At 67.0% G+C, this 18,802-nt stretch carries 17 protein-coding genes and 1 pseudogene; 15 read left to right on the top strand and 3 right to left on the bottom strand.

Going from position 1 to position 18,802, the window contains the following annotated elements; translation table 11 throughout:
• The first annotated feature begins 3 nt into the window (after positions 1-3).
• From AAF481_04590 to ftsZ, 12 genes are all read left to right on the top strand, one after another.
• The gene (locus tag AAF481_04590; GenBank protein MEM7480429.1) at positions 4-300 is read left to right on the top strand and encodes a hypothetical protein; all 297 of its coding nucleotides are present in this window, start codon (positions 4-6) and stop codon (positions 298-300) included.
• Positions 297-2,084, top strand: a complete 1,788-nt coding sequence (locus AAF481_04595) for a penicillin-binding protein 2 (GenBank protein ID MEM7480430.1) — start codon at positions 297-299, stop codon at positions 2,082-2,084. Before AAF481_04590 ends, AAF481_04595 begins: the two co-directional genes overlap by 4 nt.
• Entirely contained in the window at positions 2,081-3,583 is a 1,503-nt protein-coding gene (locus AAF481_04600) for a UDP-N-acetylmuramoyl-L-alanyl-D-glutamate--2,6-diaminopimelate ligase (GenBank protein MEM7480431.1), read from the top strand. Before AAF481_04595 ends, AAF481_04600 begins: the two co-directional genes overlap by 4 nt.
• On the top strand, positions 3,564-5,048 hold the full coding sequence (murF, locus tag AAF481_04605; GenBank protein ID MEM7480432.1) for a UDP-N-acetylmuramoyl-tripeptide--D-alanyl-D-alanine ligase: 1,485 nt from the start codon (positions 3,564-3,566) through the stop codon (positions 5,046-5,048). Before AAF481_04600 ends, murF begins: the two co-directional genes overlap by 20 nt.
• The gene (gene mraY, locus AAF481_04610; protein ID MEM7480433.1) at positions 5,048-6,133 is read left to right on the top strand and encodes a phospho-N-acetylmuramoyl-pentapeptide-transferase; all 1,086 of its coding nucleotides are present in this window, start codon (positions 5,048-5,050) and stop codon (positions 6,131-6,133) included. The genes murF and mraY overlap by 1 nt, the downstream gene beginning before the upstream one ends.
• Complete coding sequence (gene murD, locus AAF481_04615) at positions 6,130-7,554, top strand: UDP-N-acetylmuramoyl-L-alanine--D-glutamate ligase (protein MEM7480434.1); 1,425 nt, start codon at positions 6,130-6,132, stop codon at positions 7,552-7,554. The genes mraY and murD overlap by 4 nt, the downstream gene beginning before the upstream one ends.
• Entirely contained in the window at positions 7,532-8,617 is a 1,086-nt protein-coding gene (ftsW, locus tag AAF481_04620) for a putative lipid II flippase FtsW (GenBank protein ID MEM7480435.1), read from the top strand. The genes murD and ftsW overlap by 23 nt, the downstream gene beginning before the upstream one ends.
• Positions 8,614-9,741, top strand: coding sequence for an undecaprenyldiphospho-muramoylpentapeptide beta-N-acetylglucosaminyltransferase (murG, locus tag AAF481_04625; GenBank protein ID MEM7480436.1), 1,128 nt, complete (start codon positions 8,614-8,616; stop codon positions 9,739-9,741). The genes ftsW and murG overlap by 4 nt, the downstream gene beginning before the upstream one ends.
• Positions 9,738-11,141, top strand: coding sequence for a UDP-N-acetylmuramate--L-alanine ligase (murC, locus tag AAF481_04630; GenBank protein ID MEM7480437.1), 1,404 nt, complete (start codon positions 9,738-9,740; stop codon positions 11,139-11,141). The genes murG and murC overlap by 4 nt, the downstream gene beginning before the upstream one ends.
• Positions 11,138-12,031, top strand: coding sequence for an FtsQ-type POTRA domain-containing protein (locus AAF481_04635; GenBank protein MEM7480438.1), 894 nt, complete (start codon positions 11,138-11,140; stop codon positions 12,029-12,031). Before murC ends, AAF481_04635 begins: the two co-directional genes overlap by 4 nt.
• Entirely contained in the window at positions 12,028-13,263 is a 1,236-nt protein-coding gene (gene ftsA, locus AAF481_04640) for a cell division protein FtsA (GenBank protein MEM7480439.1), read from the top strand. The genes AAF481_04635 and ftsA overlap by 4 nt, the downstream gene beginning before the upstream one ends.
• Positions 13,264-13,414: 151 nt before the next feature.
• On the top strand, positions 13,415-14,719 hold the full coding sequence (gene ftsZ, locus AAF481_04645) for a cell division protein FtsZ (GenBank protein ID MEM7480440.1): 1,305 nt from the start codon (positions 13,415-13,417) through the stop codon (positions 14,717-14,719).
• Between the two features lie 137 nt (positions 14,720-14,856).
• Here the strand turns inward: ftsZ and AAF481_04650 are convergent, their stop codons facing one another.
• Complete coding sequence (locus tag AAF481_04650) at positions 14,857-15,447, bottom strand: DUF4760 domain-containing protein (GenBank protein ID MEM7480441.1); 591 nt, start codon at positions 15,445-15,447, stop codon at positions 14,857-14,859.
• Positions 15,448-15,690: 243 nt separating this feature from the next.
• Positions 15,691-15,942: pseudogene (locus tag AAF481_04655) on the bottom strand (BrnA antitoxin family protein).
• A gap of 168 nt (positions 15,943-16,110) precedes the next feature.
• On the opposite strand from AAF481_04655, the gene AAF481_04660 reads away from it, so the two are divergent.
• Positions 16,111-16,746 (top strand): hypothetical protein, encoded by a 636-nt coding sequence (locus AAF481_04660; GenBank protein ID MEM7480442.1) that lies wholly within the window; start codon positions 16,111-16,113, stop codon positions 16,744-16,746.
• Between the two features lie 144 nt (positions 16,747-16,890).
• Here the strand turns inward: AAF481_04660 and AAF481_04665 are convergent, their stop codons facing one another.
• The gene (locus AAF481_04665) at positions 16,891-17,325 is read right to left on the bottom strand and encodes a hypothetical protein (protein MEM7480443.1); all 435 of its coding nucleotides are present in this window, start codon (positions 17,323-17,325) and stop codon (positions 16,891-16,893) included.
• A gap of 203 nt (positions 17,326-17,528) precedes the next feature.
• On the opposite strand from AAF481_04665, the gene AAF481_04670 reads away from it, so the two are divergent.
• Complete coding sequence (locus tag AAF481_04670) at positions 17,529-18,089, top strand: hypothetical protein (GenBank protein ID MEM7480444.1); 561 nt, start codon at positions 17,529-17,531, stop codon at positions 18,087-18,089.
• 154 nt (positions 18,090-18,243) lie between these two features.
• The gene (locus tag AAF481_04675; protein ID MEM7480445.1) at positions 18,244-18,801 is read left to right on the top strand and encodes a VanZ family protein; all 558 of its coding nucleotides are present in this window, start codon (positions 18,244-18,246) and stop codon (positions 18,799-18,801) included.
• The last annotated feature ends 1 nt before the right edge of the window (position 18,802 follow it).

Below are 18,802 nucleotides of genomic sequence, written 5' to 3' on the forward strand. Positions count from 1 at the left end.
CTCGTGCGTGAGCGCGACCGGAAGCGGGTGCGCGAACTGGCGCTGGTGCTGGCTCTGCTGATTCCGTTCGGTCTCGGTTTGCTCACCTTCACCTGGCTCCACTTGCAGGTGCTGGAAACCGGTTTCCGCATCGACCGGCTGGAAAAGGAGCTGCACGAGAAGGCCCGCCTGCACCGCCAGCTTCAGCTCGAAGCGGCCTACATCGAGAGCCCTGAGCTGATCGAAAGCCGCGCCACCTCCGAGCTGGAAATGGTGCGCGCCAACGCCGACCGGGTGCTGTTCTGGGAGGAGTTGCGGTGAACGCCCGGCTGCGCATCGTCGTCGCCGTGATCGGCCTGTGGTGTGTCGCCCTGACGGCGAAGCTGGTGGGGCTGCAGATCGTCGATCACGACCAGTACAGCGAAAAGGCGCGCCGCCAGCATCAGCGGGTAGTCGATCTCGATCCCTCCCGCGGCACGGTGTTCGACGCCGCCGGGCGGGAGCTGGCGGTGTCCGTGCCGGTGGATTCCGCCTGGGCGGATCCCGCTCGCGTGCCGGAAGAGCGCCGCGGCGAGATCGCCCAGCAGGTCGCCGAAGTGCTCGAGGTCCCGGTGACGGAGATTGCCGCTGAACTCGCCAAGGACAACAAGTCCTTCGTCTACCTGGGGCGTCGTCTCGATCCTCCCAAGGCCGAGGCCCTGCGCGCCCTCGCTCTGCCCGGCGTGTTCTTCGCCGAGGAGAGCAAGCGCTACTACCCGAACCGAACCCTGGCGGCGCCGGTGCTCGGCTATGTGGGCACCGACAACGCCGGCCTGGCGGGGCTCGAGCTGGAGTACAACGCGGCGGTGACCGGTCGCGCCGGCCGCCGCACGGTGCTGCGCGACGCCAAGGCCTCGACCGCGATCTCGCCGGACCTCGCCGCGTCGGCGGCGCAGCCGGGCCACGATCTGGTGCTCACCCTGGATGCCTCGATTCAGCACGTCGTCGAGCGGTCCCTCGCCGAGGCGGTCGAGAAGCACCACGCCCGGCGCGCCATGGCGGTGGTGCTCAACCCCAATACAGGGGCTGTGCTGGCGATGGCCTCGCTACCGTCCTTCGACTCCAATCGCTTCGCCGAGGCTCCGAAGGAGCATCGCCAGAACTTTGCCATCGAGTCCTCCTACGAGCCCGGCTCGACCTTCAAGATGGTCACCGCCTCGGCCGCTCTGGCGGCTAACCTGATCGATCCGGCGGACGTCATCGACTGCGAGATGGGCGGTATCACCTACGGCAGTACCCGCATCAAGGACCACAAGCCCTTCGGTCGCCTCACCTTCCGCGAGGTGATCGCCAAGTCGAGCAACGTGGGAGCCATCAAGGCCGGTATGAAGCTGGGCGACGAACGGCTCTACGACGCCGCCCACGCCTTCGGCTTCGGCCGGCGCACGGGCATTGACCTGCCCGGCGAGAGCTCCGGGATCCTCCATCCGCTCGACAAGTGGTGGTCTCTCTCCCGGGCCTACGTCTCCTTCGGTCACGAGATCTCGATCACCGCTCTGCAGCTCGCCTCGGCCTTCGGCGCGGTGGCCAACGGCGGCAGCCTGATGCGGCCGTACATCGTGGCGGAAGTACGGGCCGAGGGCAAAGCGCCGGTAGTGACCCAGCCGGAAGTGGTCGGTCGGCCGGTGACCTCGAGTACCGCTCGCGAGGTGGAGCGGCTGCTCGAGAGCGTGATCCTGGAAGGCGGCACCGGCAAGGCGGCGGCGATCCCCGGCTACACCGTGGCCGGCAAGACCGGCACCGCCCAGAAGGTCTCTCAGACCGGCCGCTACCTGCCCGGCCGCTACGTGGCGAGCTTCGCCGGCTTCGCGCCGGCCCGCCGGCCGGAGGTGGTGGCGGCGGTAGTGATCGACGAGCCGCGGCCGCCCTGGTACCACGGTGGCGACGTGGCGGCGCCGGTGTTTTCCGCCATGGTCGAGCAAATCCTGCTCTATCGGGGGGTGCGCCCGGAACGCGACAAGCCCGAACGGTGGCCGGGCGAGACGCGTTCACGCACCGCGGCGCTGGAAGCGCCCGCGCCGGATTGGACTTCGCTGGCTGCGGCGACCGCCGGAGGGGCGCCGTGAAGCTGTCTGAACTGATCGCCGAGCTGCCGATCTCCGGATTCTCCGGCGACGATCCGGAGATCACCGGCATCGCCCACGACTCGCGCCGGGTGATGGCCGGCGATCTGTTCGTTGCCTGGCAGGGCGAGCGCCACGACGGTGCTGCGTTTGCTCCCGCGGCGCTGGCCGCCGGGGCCGTCGCGGTCTTGGTGCCGCACGGTAACGCGCCATCCCACGAGGCCGAGAATGCTCTTTGGCTGACGGCGGAGTCTCCGCACCGGCTCCTCGGTGCTCTCGCCGCGCGAATGTGGCGGCGGCCGGATCGGGACCTGCTGATGGCCGGGGTCACCGGCACCAACGGCAAGTCCACGGTGGCGGCGCTGCTCAAGGCGATGCTCGACGCCGCCGCTCGGCCGGCGGGCATCGTCGGCACCCTGGGCTATCGTTTCCAAGGCTTGATGGAACCGGCGGCGCGCACCACGCCGGAGCCGTCCGATCTCTTCCGGCTCCTCCGTCGGATGGCCGACCTCGGCGCCGAATCGCTGGTGATGGAAGCGTCGTCCCACGCCCTGGCTCTCGGCCGCCTCGACGAGGTGACCTTCGATCTGGCGGTATTTACCAACCTGACCCGCGACCACTTCGACCTGCACGGCGATCTGGAGAGCTACTTCGCCGCCAAACGCTCGCTGTTTGATCGCTTGCGATCCGGCGGCTGGGCGGTCACCAACGTCGACGATTCCTTCGGCCGGCGCCTGGTCGACGAGCTGGAAGAAGTGCGCAAAGACGGCCGGCTGTTCAGCTACTCAAGCCAGGGCGCGCCGGCGGACGTGGCGGTGCTCGATGTCGACTTCGATGCCACCGGCACCCGCGCTCGGCTGACCACACCGGCCGGCGATCTGGAGATCGGAACGCCGCTCCTGGGGCGCTTCAATCTGGAGAATCTCACCGCCGCCATCGCCGGTGCCCTGGCGTTGGGACTCGATCCGCGCTCGATCGCCCGGACCTGTGCCGCTTTCGCCCCGTTGCCCGGCCGCCTGGAGCCGGTGGCCGGCGGCGGCGCGGTGCCGGTGTTCATCGACTTTGCTCACACCGAGGAGGCCCTGCGGGCGGCGATCGAGTCGCTCACCGAACTGACCGGCCGCAAGCTGGTGGTGGTTTTTGGCTGCGGCGGCGATCGCGATCCGGGCAAGCGCCGCACCATGGGGCGGATCGCCGGCGAGCTGGCGGAGCTACCCATCGTCACCTCCGACAACCCGCGCAGCGAGGATCCCCTGGCGATCATCAAGGAGGTCGAGAAGGGCCTGGTCGACAGCGGCAACCATCTCTACCGGGTGGTACCCGACCGGCGCGAGGCGATCCGCCGGGCGGTGGCCGTGGCACGCGACGATCAGGCCGTTCTGATCGCCGGCAAAGGACATGAGGAAACCCAAACGCTGGGCGCCGTCGAGCACGCCTTCAGCGATCGCGAGGAGGCCTTGGAGGCCCTCGAGGAGAGGTACGGTGAGGCGGTCGGTGGCTGAGGCGGCAGCGGCCATGGGGGCTACCTCCGTGACCGCTGCCGGCGCCGTCTTCGAGGGGGTCGCCATCGACTCCCGGGCGGTGCGTGGGGGCGAGCTGTTTTTCGCGCTGCCCGGCGAGCGCACCGATGGGCACCGCTACGTGCGCTCCGCCCTCGCCGCCGGCGCGGCGGCGGCGGTGGTCGAACGCTCCACCGAAGCGCCGGCGGAGTCGGTGCTGATCCAGGTGCCGGATACCTTCCAGGCCCTTCACGACCTCACCCGGGCGGTGCGCAAGCAGGTCCCCGAGCGGCTGGTGGCGATCACCGGTTCCGCCGGCAAGACCACCACCAAAGAGCTGCTGGCGGCAATGCTCAAGCGACGCTTCCGGGTCGCCAAGAGTCCGGGCAATCTCAACAACCTGTACGGCTTTCCCCTCGCCCTGTTGAATATCCCGGACGACACCGAGTGGATGGTGGCGGAGATGGGCATGTCCACCCCCGGGGAACTGCGCGAGATCAGCCGCTTGGGGCGCCCGGAAGTGGCGATGCTCCTCAATGTGCGCCCGGCCCACCTGGAGTTCTTCGGCACCCTCGATGCGATCGCCGAAGCCAAGGCGGAGATCCTCGACGGGCTGCAGCCGGGCGGCATTATCGTCGCCAACGCCAACGACCGCCAAGTTTGCCGGGTGGTGCTGCGGCACCTGGAAACGACGGCCAGCCGTGAGGTCCCTTGCCGGGTGGTGTGGTTCGGCTATCCCGCCACGGTGGAGCCGCCGGTGCCGCAGATCGAAACGGAAGCGGACGGCGCGCCGCCCACCCGCCCGACCCTCGACGCTTCGGTTCACGAGGTCGAGCCGCTGCGTGGCAAGCGGCCCGGTAGCCGCTTCCGCATGCGCCTGGGCAGTCGCGACGTGGCCGTGAAGCTGCCGCTGATCGGCTCCCACAACATCGCCAACGCGCTGGCGGCGGCGGCCTGTGCGTTCGCCTTGGGAGTCGATGTCAAGGACATCGCCGCGGTTCTGGGCGACGTGCGCCCGGTCGCCGGCCGGGGCGAAGTCCACAAGTTGAAGCTGGGAGCGACTCTGGTCGACGACTCCTACAACTCCAATCCCGAAGCCGCCATCTCGGCCCTCGAAGGCGTCGCCGCCCTGTCCGGTAAGCGCCGCTGGGCGGTGCTCGGCGAGATGCGGGAACTCGGACCCGAGACGGAGCGCTTCCACCGCGAAGTCGGAGGACAGGCCGCCGAGGCGGGCTATTCGCCGATCGCCGGAGTGGGTGAAGAGGCGAAGGCGCTGGTGGCCGGGGCGAAGGCCGGCGGTGCCGCGGCCAAGTGGTTCAAGGATGCCGCGGCGGCGGCGAAGTGGGCCGTCGGCCAGGTGACCGAGGGCGACGTGGTGCTGGTCAAGGGATCTCGCGGCGTTGCCCTCGAAGAGGTGGTCTCCGCCCTGCGGCAAAAAGATGCCGACGAGGCAGGGGGGAAGGCCTGATGCTCTACCACCTGCTGGTGCCGCTCGCCGATCAGTTCGCCGCTTTCAACGTTTTCCGGTACATCACCTTCCGGGCCGCCGGGGCGATCGTGACGGCGCTGCTCCTGTCGCTGCTCCTCGGCCCGCGCTTCATCCGGACTCTGCGGGCGATGTCCATCGGCCAGAACATTCGCGATGTAGGTCCGGAGAGCCACCAGATCAAAGCCGGAACTCCGACCATGGGCGGTATTCTGATCCTTGCGGCGCTGGTCGTTTCGACGTTGTTGTGGGCGAACCTCACCAACTTCTATGTTTGGATTGCCCTGGCGGTCACCGTCGCCTTCGCCGCCGTCGGCTTCGCCGACGATTTTCTGAAGGTTCGCCGTCACCGCAACCTGGGCCTGACGGCGCGGGCCAAGTTCGCCTTCCAGGTGCTGGCTGCCGTCGGCGCCGCCCTCGCCCTGCGCGGCCTGCCTGACGCTTACGCCTTCAGCGACAGTCTGGCGCTCCCCTTCCTCAAAGAGGTGGTCTTGCCCTTGGGGATTCTCTACATCCCCTTCGTGGTGTTGATTCTGGTGGGTTCGTCGAACGCCGTGAATCTGACCGATGGGCTGGACGGTTTGGCCATCGGGGTCACCCTGATCGCCGCCTCGACCTACGCGGTGTTCACCTATGTGGCCGGCAACCGAGTGGTGGCTTCCTATCTCCAGGTGGAGTACGTCGCCGGCGCCGGTGAGGTGGCGGTGTTCTGCGCCGCCTTGGTGGGGGCCGGGGTCGGATTTCTGTGGTTCAACGCCCACCCGGCGGAAGTCATCATGGGCGATGTCGGATCCCTCTCCATCGGCGCCGCCATCGGGATCGTGGCGATCCTCGCCAAGCAAGAGATCGTCCTGGTGCTGGTCGGCGGCATCTTCGTGCTCGAAGCCCTGTCGGTGATTCTGCAGGTGGCCTCCTTCAAGCTCACCGGCCGTCGGGTGTTCCGCATGGCCCCGCTGCATCACCACTTCGAACTTGCCGGCTGGGCTGAGCCGAAGATCATCGTCCGCTTCTGGATTCTCGCCGCCGTCTTCGCCCTGATCGCTCTCTCGACCCTCAAACTGCGATGAACGAGCACGCTTCCCACTCCGTTCCGTGGCCGCCCTGGCGGCGCGTTCTGGTCTACGGGCTGGGAGTGTCCGGGGTGGCGGCCATGCGCCTGCTGCGGGCGCGTGGCGTGGCGGTGGTGGGCGTCGACCGCCGCGGCGCCGAGGAACTGGCTCTGCGCGAAGGGCCGGACGTCGAGGTGCTCGCTGGTGACGATCCGCGGGAGCTACCGGAGGGCGTGGACGCGGTGATCCTCTCCCCCGGCGTGCCGCCGGACCGGCCGCTCCTCGCCGATGCGCGGCGCCGCGGGGTGCCGGTGCTGGCGGAGGTCGAGCTGGCCTTCCCGCTGGTCGCCGGACCCCTGGTGGCGATCACTGGCTCGAACGGCAAGAGCACCACCACCGCTCTCACCGGAGCCATGCTGCGAGCGGCCGGTCACGAGACGGAAGTGTGCGGCAACATCGGTGAGCCGCTTTCAGCGCGGGTCGAGGGGTCGCCGGGCCGTTCCTTCGTCGTCGAACTGTCGAGCTTCCAACTCGAAGCAACGGACACCTTCCGGCCGCAAGCGGCGGCGCTCCTCAACGTGGCGCCGGATCACCTGGACCGCTACGCTGCCTTCGACGACTACGTCGCCGCTAAGCGGCGGATCTTTCGCCGCCAGGGCGCTGGCGACGTGGCCGTGCTCAACGCCGGGGACGTCCATGCGAAGGCCTCGGCGAGCGAACTCGAAGGCGGACCGCGGGTGCGCTGGTTCTCGACCACCGAGCCGGTGGCCGACGGTTGCTGTCTGGACGACGGCCGGGTGATGGAGATCTCGCCGGACGCCGCACCGGAGTTCTTGTTCGAGCGCTCGGAGGTGCCGCTGGCCGGTGCCCACAACCTGGAGAACGCTATGGCGGCGGCGCTTCTGGCGCGCGCCGCCGAAGTGCCGCCGGCCGCCCTGCGCGAAGGCCTGGCGACCTTCCGCGGGCTGCCGCACCGCATGCAGCGGGTGGCCTTCGCCCGCGGCGTCGCGTGGTATGACGACTCCAAGGGCACCAACGCCTCGGCCACCATCAAGTCCCTGCAGGATCTGCCCGACGGCGCCGTCCATCTCATCCTCGGCGGCCGTGCCAAGGGGGAGGATCCCTCGGCCCTCGCCCTGCCGGTGGCGCGCAAGGCGCGGCGGGTGTACCTGATCGGCGAGGCCGCCGGTGCCTTCGAGCGGGTCCTCGCCGGGGCAGCGCCAATGGAGCGTTCCGGCACCCTCGACGCGGCGGTCGCTTCCGCCGCCGGCAAGGTGCAGCCGGGGGACGTCGTGCTCCTGTCGCCGGCCTGCGCCAGTTTCGATCAGTTTTCGAGCTTCGCCCAGCGGGGCGAGCACTTCCAGCAACTGGTTTCAGCCGTCGTCGGCGGAGCCGCGGCGCGGTTCGGAGGGCCCCATGGCGAAGAAGCTCGCCTTTGACAAATGGCTCTTCACGGTGATCGTCCTGCTCGTCGGCTTCGGATTGGTGATGGTGTATTCGGCGAGCGCGGCGGTGGCTCGCGAACGCGGCCTATCGGTCAACCCGTTCCTCGCCAAACAGGCGGCGGCGGCAGTTTTGGGTTGCCTGTTGATGGCGGCGCTGATGCACCTCGACTACCGCCGGCTGCGCAACGTGCCGGTGGTCTACGGCGCCCTCGGGCTGGCGCTCCTCGCCCTGATCGCGGTGTTGTTCTCGCCGGAGGTCAACGGCACCAGCCGCTGGTTCTTCGTCGGACCGTTCTCGATCCAGCCGTCCGAGGGGGCGAAGATCGCCTTGGTGCTGTTCCTGGCCTACCAGATCGATCGCAAAATCGACCACGTCAATCACAAGACGCTGCTCTTGCCCTGCGCCGTGGTGACCGGTCTGTTTGGCGCCCTGGTGGTGCTCGAACCAGACCTCGGCAGCGCCGTGCTGATGGTGGCCGTCTCCTTCACCATGGTGTTCCTGGCGGGCCTCGCCTGGCGCTACTTGATCGCCGCGGCGGCGGTGGTGATTCCGCTGGTCTACGTGCTGGTGATCGCCGTGCCCTACCGGCGCGAGCGCTTGTTCGCCTTCCTCGATCCGGAGAAGGATCCCCTGAACACCGGCTACCAGGCGCTCCAGTCGCTGATCGCCGTCGGCTCCGGCGGGGTGACCGGCCTGGGCCTCGGCGGCAGTATGCAGAAGCAGTACTTTCTGCCCTATCCCCACTCGGACTTCGTCTTCGCCATCGTCGCCGAGGAACTGGGGATGGTTGGCGCCCTGGCGGTGGTAGGCCTGTTCATGGTGTTCCTGTGGCGTGGCGTGCGGGCCGGCCTTCGGGCGCCGGACCTCTTCGGCCGCTACCTCGCCTGGGGCTTGACCACCAGCATCGTCATGCAGGCGATCATCAACACCAGCGTCGCCGTGGCGCTGCTGCCGACCAAGGGCATTCCGCTGCCCTTCATCTCCTACGGCGGTTCGTCGTTGGTGATGACCCTGGCCGCCTGCGGCCTGCTCTTGAACATCTCGGAGCACGCATGAGCGGTCATCTCGCACTCTTCGCCGGTGGCGGCACCGCCGGCCACGTCTTCCCCGCCCTGGCGGTGGCCGACGAACTCACCATCCGCGGCTGGTCCACCCGATTCACCGGCTCCGCCGACGGCTTGGAAGCGCGCCTGGTGACGGAGCGCGGCGGCACCTTCGATGCCCTGCCGGCACGGCCGCTGGTGGGCCGCGGGATGCTCAGCCAGCTCGGTGCCCTGGTCACCACCGGGCGCTCGGCGCTGGCGGCGCGCCGCCGGATCCGTCGCCTGGGGGTGGACGTGGCGGTGGGCACCGGCGGTTACGTTTCGGCGCCGGCGGTGATCGGCGCGCGCCTCGCCGGTTGCCCCAGCCTGTTGGTCGAGCCCAATGCCGAGGCGGGGGTCGCCAACCGCTGGTTGTCGCGCTGGGCGAGCGGCGCGGCGGTGGCCTACTCGGCGACGGCGGACCGCCTGCACTGCCCGGCCTGGGTCACCGGCGTTCCGGTGCGCCAGGAGTTCCACGCGGTGCCCGAGCGCTCAGCCCCTGGCGAGGCGATCCGGGTGCTGGTCCTCGGCGGCAGCCAGGGTGCGGTGGAGCTCAACGAGGAGGTGCCCCGCGCCCTCGCCGGCCTTGCCGACCGTTTCCCCGGGCTGACGGTGCTGCACCAAGCCGGCCGCGGCAAAGAGGAGGCGACCCTCGCGGCCTATGCGGCAGCCGGTCTCGACGCGTCCGGTGCCGACGCCGCGGAGGACGCTGCCGGGCGCTTCCGGGTGGCGGGCTTCCTGCCGGCGGTGGTGAACGAAGTGGCCGCCGCGGATCTGCTGATCTCCCGCGCCGGAGCGATCACCACGGCGGAGATCTGCGCCGCCGGCCGCCCCTCGGTGCTCGTTCCCCTGGCCCTCGCCGGCGGGCACCAGATCAACAACGCCCGGCATCTCGCCGATGCCGGTGCTGCCGTCGTCGTCCGGACCGGTGAAGGCTCGACCGGCAGCCGGCTGGAGCAAGTGCTCCTCGGACTGCTCGAGGACCCCGAGCGAGTGGCGGCAATGGGGCGAGCGGCTCGCGGCCTGGCGCCGCCGAACGCCGCCGCGGCCATTGCCGACCGCGTCGAGGAGCTGGCAGCGAGAGGGAGGGGGCGATGATCTTTCAACGCTTCGGCCTCCGCCGGCTTCACTTCGTCGGCATTGGCGGCACCGGCATGAGCGGCATCGCCGAGGTCCTGCTCGACAATGGCTTCGAAGTCAGCGGCTCGGACCTGGCTGCCACGGACGTCACCGCCCGCCTCGAGGGGCTCGGCGCGCGGGTGTGTCAGGGGCACTCGGCAGAGAACCTGAACGGCGGAGTGGACCTGCTGGTCATCTCCTCCGCCGTCAATGAAAACAACCCCGAGGTCAAGGCGGCACGCGGCCGAGGCGTCACCGTGGTGCGTCGGGCGGAGATGCTCGCCGAGCTGATGCGCCTCAAATACGGCGTGGCGGTGGCCGGCACCCACGGCAAGACCACCACCACCTCGCTCATCGGCACCGTCCTCACCGACGCCGGGTTGGACCCGACGGTGATCGTCGGCGGGCGGGTACGCGCCCTGGGCACCGGCGCCCGTCTCGGCCAGAGCGACTACCTGGTGGCCGAGGCGGACGAGTACGACCGCAGCTTCCTTCGTCTCCACCCGGTGATCGCGGTGGTCACCAACATCGACCGCGAGCATCTCGACACCTATCCGGATCTCGAGGCCATCCGCGAGGCCTTCAGCGAATTCGCCAACCGGGTGCCGTTCTTCGGCCGGGTGATCCTGTGCCTGGACGATCCCAACATCCAAACCCTGCTGCCGGCCCTGCGCCGCCGCCGGGTGGTCACTTACGGCCTGTCGCCGCAGGCGGAACTCGCCGCCTACGACCTCGAAGCCACCGTCGGCGGCACCCGCTTCAAGGTGCGCAGCTCGCAGAGCGGCATCCTCGGCGAGGTGGAGCTGCCGATGCCCGGCGAGCACAACGTGCGCAACGCCCTGGCGGCGATCGCCGTGGGGCTAGCGATGGAGGTGGACTTCGTTCGCATCAGCGAGGCCCTGGCCTCCTTCAGCGGCGTCCACCGGCGCTTCGAACATCTGGGAACCTGGCGCGGCGCGGCGGTGATCGACGACTACGCCCACCACCCGACGGAGGTGCGGGCTACTCTCCAGGCGGCGCACCAGAGCTACCCCGAGGGCCGCGTCCATGCGGTGTTCCAGCCGCACCTCTACTCGCGCACGCGGGACCACGCGGAGGACTTCGGTCGCGCCCTGCTGGCGGCGGACCGGGCCTACGTGACGGATATCTACGGCTCCCGCGAGGAGCCCATCGCGGGGGTGTCGGCGGAGCAGATCATCGAGGCGGCGGTGGCGAGCGGCCATCGGCACGTCAGCCACTGCCCGCGCTGGCAGGACGCGCCGCCGCTGGTCGCCGAGGACGTGTCACCGGGGGACGTGGTGCTCACCTTGGGAGCCGGCGACATCTACAAGCTCGGGCTGCGCCTGGCCGAAGACGGCGCCGCGGAGGGAGGGGAATGAGCGACGACCCGACCCTGCGGCCGAGCACCGTGCTGGGACCGCTCAAGCCCTCCGGCGGCCAGGTGCTGCCCTTCCGCCGCCGGCCGGTCAAGCCGCGGCGCAAGAAGCGCGGCCTGCTGCGCTCCCTGTGGCGGCCACTGTCCCTGGCGGTTCTCCTGGTCGGCCTGCCGTTGGGCGGTGGCTACTGGGCCGTTTCGACGCCGGGCTTCGCTCTCCAAGAGACGGTGGTGGCCGGTGCCGAAGAGGTGCCCTTGGGTTGGATCGAAGCGGCGCTCCAGCCGCTCGCCGGGCGCAACCTGCTCATCCTGCCGCTCGAAGAAGTGGACGCCCGGCTGGCGGGCCATCCGTGGATCGCCGGGCTGGAAGTATCCAAGGAACTGCCCGGACGGCTGGTGGTGCAGGTGGTCGAGCGCCGGCCGGCGGCGCGGGTGCCGATCGATGGGGCCGCCTGGTTGACGGACGCCACCGGCCGGCCGATCGAGGCGGAGGGCGAGAGGGGAGCGGTCGACCTGCCGCTGGTCACCGGCGGCGAGGAACCGAGAGTCGGGGTGCCCGGAGCGCTCGGACTGTTGGCCGAACTGCGGGCCGCCGAGCCCACCTGGGCGCGGGGCGTGCGGGAAGTGGAAATGCTGGCGCCGGACGAGGCGCGCCTCTTGACGGACGCGTTGCCCTTTCCGCTACTGGTGCGGGCGGGACAGATCGAACCGAAGGCGGGTCGACTGAACTTTCTTCTGGGGGAAATCGAAACGCGCTATCCGGGTCTTGAATCTTTGGATCTGCGCTTCGCCGGTCGCATCGTGTTGCGACCGGGCAAGGCCGGTTGGGGAGCCGGCATGGATGCATCGAATTACGTCCGGCAGGGCGTTTCACGAGCAGAGGATGTGACATGAGCAAACCTCAGGATTACTACGTCGGAATCGATATCGGCTCCTCTAAGGTCGGTGTACTGATCGGTCAAGTGGACGAGCAGGGGGCGATGGAAGTGGTGGGGCGCGGCGAAGCGCCCAACCGCGGCACCCGCAAGGGCAACATCGTCAACGTCGAGGCCACCGTCGACGCCCTCAAAGCGGCGAGCGAAGAAGCCGAGGTGATGGCCGGGGTGGAGATCTCCCGCGCCTATGTCGGTGTCGCCGGCGCGGACATTCGAAGCGTCAACGCCCGCGGCATGGTCTCCGTTTCCCGCCGCGACCGGGAGATCACCCACCAGGACATCCAGCGGGTGCTCGACGCCGCCCAGGCGGCGGCGTTGCCGTCGGACCGGGAAATCCTGCACGCCATCCCGCAGGAGTTCCTGGTCGACGAGCAGGGCGGCATCGGCGATCCCCTCGGGATGCTCGGCAGCCGATTGGAGGTCACGGTCCATCTGGTCACCGGCAACGTCACCCGCTCGAAGACCTTGCTCACCTGTGTCAATCGCGCCGGCATCGAGGTGATCGAAATGGTGTTCGAGCCGCTGGCTTGCGCCGCGGCGGTCCTGACGCCGGACGAGCGCGAGCTGGGCGTTCTGCTCCTGGACATCGGCAGTGGCACCTCCGAGTACGCCCTGTTCTTGGATTCCGAGCCGTACCACAGCGCCGTGCTGCCGATCGGCGCCGGCCACTTCACCAACGACCTGGCGATGGTGCTGCGCACCCCCTTCTCCGAGGCCGAGCGCATCAAGGTCAAGAACGGTTGCTGCGTCGCTGCCATGGTCACCGACCAGCAGGGGGTGGCCGTGCCGAGCGTCGCCGGCGGTGCCGAGCGGGTGGTACCGAAGAAAGAACTCTGCGGCATCCTCCAGCCGCGCGCCGAGGAACTGTTCTCGCTGGTGCGCGAAGACCTCGCCAAGCACGGTTTCGACGAGCGGCTGCGCGGCGGCGTGGTGCTCTCCGGCGGCGGCGCGCAGCTCGACGGCCTGGTGGAAATGGCCGAGCAGATCTTCGACACCGGCGTGCGCTACGGCTTGCCGCGCGGCCTCGGCGGCCTGGTCGACGTGATCAATTCCCCGGCCTGGTGCGCCACCTCCGGCCTGCTCTTGTGGGGCCGCGACATGGACCGTCGGCGGGAGCCCAAGCGCCGCGCGAGCTTCAGCGTCAAGGGCGTGATGGGCAGCCTGCGCGGCATGTTCGAGGACCTGCTCTGATGGTCGCCCGAATGCCCAAACTTCGCCAGCGCCGACTAGCCCGATTCGATTCCATGACTTTCCCGGAAGGTCCGTCGGTCCCTACCGTGACCACGACCCTCCGAATCCAGATTTCCACCATTTCCACTTCCACCCGAACGGGGGTAGCCCAATGATCCTTTTCGAAGACGAAGACACCCTGAGCGATCTCGACCTGGCGGTCAGCCTGGACGAGGGTCCGAGCGAGTCCTTCCCGGCCAAGATCCGCGTCATCGGCGTCGGCGGCGGCGGCGGCAACGCCGTCAACCGCATGATCGACGCCGAGCTGCGCGGCATCGAATTCATCGCTGCCAACACCGACCAGCAGGCGCTCCAGAACTGCCGGGCACCGATGAAGCTGCAGATCGGCAAGCAGCTCACCCGCGGCCTGGGGGCCGGTGCCGATCCGGAGATCGGCCGCAAAGCCGCCCTCGAAGACACCGAGAAGATCTTGGAGTTCCTCGACGGCGCCGACATGGTGTTCCTGACCGCCGGCCTCGGCGGCGGCACCGGCGGTGGCGCGGCACCGATCATCGCCTCCCTGGCGTCCGAAATCGGCGCCCTGACGGTGGCGGTGGTCACCAAGCCCTTCGGCTTCGAAGGCAAGCGCCGCATGCGCTACGCGGAACAGTGCGTCGACGAGCTGCGCTCCGCCGTCGACACCCTGATCACCATCCCCAATGAGCGGCTGCTGTCCTTCGTCGAGCGTGGCACCCCGCTGTCCGAAGCCTTCCGCATCGCCGACGACGTGCTGCGCCAGGCGGTGCAGGGCATCAGCGACCTGATCACCGTGCCCGGCGAGATCAACGTCGACTTCGCCGACGTGCGCACCATCATGACCGGCATGGGCATGGCGCTGATGGGCACCGGCATCGCCAAGGGCGAAAACCGCGCTATCGAATCCGCCCAGCGGGCGATCTCCTCACCGCTCCTGGAGGAAACCTCCATCCAGGGTGCCCGGGGGGTGCTGCTCAACATCTCCGGCGGTCACGACCTCACCCTGCACGAGGTGGCCGAGGCGGCCCGCATCATCCAGGAATCCGTCGACTCCGAGGCCAACATCATCTCCGGCATGGTGATCGACGAATCCCTGGAAGAGGGTATGAAAGTCACCGTCATCGCCACCGGCTTCGACCGCGACCTGGACGACATGGACCGCGAAATGCAGCCCGTCCGCGGCTTCACCGAAACCCCGGTGGCGGCGGCCACGGACGACGACTTCTTCGAGTCCCGCCCGGCCCCCCGCCAAGCGGCTCCGACGCCAGCAGCCCCCAAGCCGGAAGGCGAAGAAGTCGTCGCGGCGGAAGCTCCGGAAGTCCCCTTCTACCGCAAGGCCATCGCCCACAACCGCGGCGACGACAGTGGCGGCTACGGCCCCAACTGGTCGAGCGTAGACGACTACGATATTCCGACGGTGCTGCGGAAACAGATGGATTGAGGAGATCAATCCCCAAGGCAGAAAAATAGACCGGGGGGTTCCAGGCACGTTTAGGGCTTTTCGATATCCTATAGACCATTGATCGCGTTCGAGGGCTCGATCAACGGCAAATTGCTATTCGACAAAGGCGATGGCCCTCAGACCTTTCTCGGAGCCCCTCGGCGTGCTTCAGACTTGACTTGCTCCATTTTGGCCGCACTTTCTTGGTCTTCCTCGTCCATCTTGCAAGCCCACACTTGGCAGAGTCTCTCCAATTCTCCATAGATTCTCTCGTTACCGAGCATTACTCGCCTATCATCGATGAAAGTTCTCAAGAGCTTGACCCATCGCGTCAGAAGTACGCTGATCATATTGTAGGCTGCCTCTTCGTCGATGGCCCCAAGATGAACGGCCGTAGAATAGTCTTCTATGATATTTAGAAAATTCTTTACCTCCTGATATGCATCCTTGTCTTTCTTGAGCGTTAGGAGTTGGGCTTCGGTCAATGCATTGTCGGAGTTAACAAGGTCGAAGTCGCAGATCCCAAGAGCTTCGTTTGCAGCTCGCTCTCTGTCCATGATGACATCGGTACTAAAATATGTGAAGGCTGCATTCAGCTTGTTCCATTGTGAGGCAGATCGCAGTTGTCTCCATAGAATTGCAAGTTGAAGGAGCAGAAGGAACGAAATTCCTGCTGTGGCGACTGATCCCCAGGCTTGCATCCAATCTGCGAGATTCGGAGTCTGCATTCTCTTCCCTCGTAGTACCTACTAGGCATTAATTCATGCAATGATGCTTATGTCGCTCGCTGCGTGCTATGTTTCGACCTTTAGCATTTATATCCAATTGTGCGGGGTGGAGCAAGATGGTTGAAGAGACTGTTTGCGTTTTGGCTGGGCAAGGAGTCGACCGATGGAACTCAATAGCGGGAAAGTAGCCGGACAGGATGTGTATCCACGCCAGTACTCCGGCCGTTTTTCAGATTTGCTGGCGTCTCGATGTGCCTCATAGTAGGCCCGGAGGATGGCATCGATGCGGCTCTGATAGTCCCGGCCCTGGGATTTCAGCCAGCTTAGGACGTCGCGATCCAGGCGGATGGTGAGCTGCTTCTTGCCCGGCGGCACGGCGACTCGTGCAGAGCGGAAGAATTCGTCGTCCAACTCCGGAATGTCGGAGTAATCGATCTCGTCGTCGTTTAGCGCATCAAGGTGCTTCAAGGCGTTCTTCGTAGGTTCATTGTTCACGTCGGTTTGCCTGGAGATGAGTTGATCTCCGATTGTCTGCTGTAGCTTCAGTTGTATTTTCAGATGGGAACTGGTCCCCCTAAGGCTTCACGGAAAAGGCAGTAGCTTGACCCGTGCCAACCTTCGGCTGCCCCATCGCTGCCATATTCCGCAGTCAGAATCAGTGTCATGAAGAAATGGCTGGTCTTCGGGGCGCTGGCGCTGCTCGTAGTCGTCTTCGTGATCGGGGTTCAGAAGGAAGAGTCGGTCGTGGAGAGGTTCTCGGCAACTTCCGGAAGCCCATCCTTCGAAGTGCGCGTGGTGAAGCCGCGATCCGCCTTGCCCATTTTCGGGTTGGTTCCCTCGTCGCTTTTCGGCGTTCCTGCGGAATTGGGTTTTGACGACGCCAGTCCGGGCGCTGAGGTCGGTCGGGTTGGGAAGGACCGGCTCGAACTTCGCGCGGTGGGTTGGGATTTCACTGTCGTAACCGACGGCGAGGGGAGGCCTGCTTCCGGGACGAATCTAGTGTTTTCGTTGGAACTCGGGGGCAGGTATCAGACGCTGCGCTGCCGCCCTTCGGAGCGTCCTCCAACCCCCGCCGAGCACATCAAGGAGAGGTTGGGATTTCAGGTCGATCGGCCGGAGGATGAGGACGGTGCGAAAGGCTATCTCCAGACGCGAAGCGACGCTGATGGCGTCCGCGGCAGCCTCCGGGTGGAACTCTCGACCTGCGAGAACATCGGAACGGGCAAAACCATCAACTGGCCGCCGGCGCCGTTGGTGGTCTCCGGGAGCTTCGAGCGGCTGCCGGCCGAGGGTCGGTAGGTTTTCCGCGTTCCGTCGCTCAGGCTAGGGTGCGCTCTCCGGTTCGAAGCGGACTTGGACAACCGTCCTGGGACCGTTCTCCTCGCCGTCTTTCAAGCCGAACTCCTTGCCGCAAAGGAGCACCTGCACCCCTTCGCCATCCAGTCATCCGGCCTCGTCACAGTTCAGGGCGTCGCCCGTCCAGGTCCAGGCCATTTCGCCGTCCGACGGGCTGACTTCTTCCTGCCCTAACACTTCGTCCCAGCCTTTGTTCATGGTCAGAAGACGCGGTAGGGGCTCCGAACCTTCGATGGTCACCGCCGTCACGGCGCAATCGCCGACGGCTTCTTCGAGGTCTTTCGTCGCGAGGGTGTAGTTGCAGTGGTTGACGAATTCACCGAGTTCCTCGCGCAAGGCCTCGACTTCGACCGGGGCGGAGCCGGTGCCGTCGAGGTATAGGGCGGCGGCCTGGTTCGGGCATCCCTCGGCCTCGGACGCCGCATCGGCCCCGCCCGCGAAGGCGAGGCACAGCATCATGACGACAACGGCTGTCGCTGGACCCCGAATCTGGAGTTTTGAAGGGTCTGAAGCACTTCTCATGGCTGCTCCTCGGTGCCCGACGATAGGCCGGATTCGACACCTCATAGTCTGCCACGAGCTTCCAGCATATTGCACCTCCACGGACCTGCCCGTGGAGTCGCCGAACCCTACGGTCCGGACCTGTGGTTTGACCTCGTTCTGGTCGACTGTCACGCTGGAGTCACCTTTGACCCGTTGAATGGCTTCGGCCTGGAGTTCTGACCATGAAGCTACTTCGCATTTTGGCTTTGGCGGTGGCTTTTGCTGGCATCTGGGTCTTTCTTGCTCCGCCGTCACCCAGCGGCGGCTCCAGCGAAGCAGAGGTTTCGAGGACTTTCTCGTTCGATACGGATCCCCAGACGACCGTGCTGACCGTGACCTACCTCGGCGGCCTTTCAGGAGGTCGGACGGTCTATCTGGTGCATGGCGACGGAAGGCTGCGCAGGGAGCAGCGCAGCAGATCGGGCGAACTCCGCCGGTCGTCGGAAATTCTTCTGAGCTTCAACCAAGTGCAGGCGCTTCTGCGAGTGGCCGTCATCCACGGATTCCTGGATCTCACTCAGGAGGAGCTTCGAGCAGAGATCGTGAGGCCTCTGGCGATCTCGGACGCAGGCACCATGCAGGTCGACCTGGAAGTCACCAGCTATGAGCGCGCTGGAGAGGAGATGGGTGCGCGAAATCGCACACTTCGCTTATCGGCACCGCAAGCTCTGCACCGAGCCAATCCCGAGAGCCTTGCGATCAAGGGTTTCGTTGAGCTGTCCCAGCTATTGGCTTCGTACTGATTCGGTGGGGTCTCCTGACGTCGTGGTTGTTGAAACGAGAGCTCGTACCCGAAAAGCGTCCGGTCGAGGACGAGCGGCTCAGGGTCGGAATCTGATCTTCTGCGCCATGCCTTGCCACCGGACCGCCCCATCCCCTTGTTAGAGTCGCCGGACTTTGGTCGATCTAGTCTCTTCTCTCGCCCGCCGGCAGCGCCGCCTCTTTGGGGCGGCCGCTCTGGTGATGCTCTCGATCTACGCCATGGCGGCCTTTGGGCGGCCGGTGGCGAATGTGTTGCGGGCGCAGGGGATGCTGCGCTTTTTCGTCGCCGCCCTGTTCGTGACGGCGGCGGTGGTGGGGGTGGTGTGGGTGTTGAAGAACGGTCGCCGGCCGAACCGGCGGGAGTTGCTGTTGTTCGGCGCTTTGGGGCTGGTCTATGGCCTGTTTCTGTTCCGCATGACCTATCCGGAGGAGGCCTTTCACTTTCTGGAGTATGGCCTGCTCGGCGCCCTGCTCTTGGCGGGCTTCGCGCTGCGCCGGCCGCTCCGGCCGGCGGCGTGGCTGGCCTTCGGCGCGACGGCGTTTCTCGGCTGGACGGACGAGCTGCTCCAGCACTTTGTGCCGGAGCGCTTTTTCGACTGGCGGGATGTAGCCCTCAACGCCTTCGCCGGTCTGCTGGCGATCGTCGCTTCGGTGCTGTGGGAGCGCTGGGCGCGGCCGGCGGCTGGCTCCTAGA

The sequence above is a fragment of the Acidobacteriota bacterium genome (assembly GCA_039030395.1).
Classification (GTDB): Bacteria; Acidobacteriota; Thermoanaerobaculia; order Multivoradales; family JBCCEF01; genus JBCCEF01.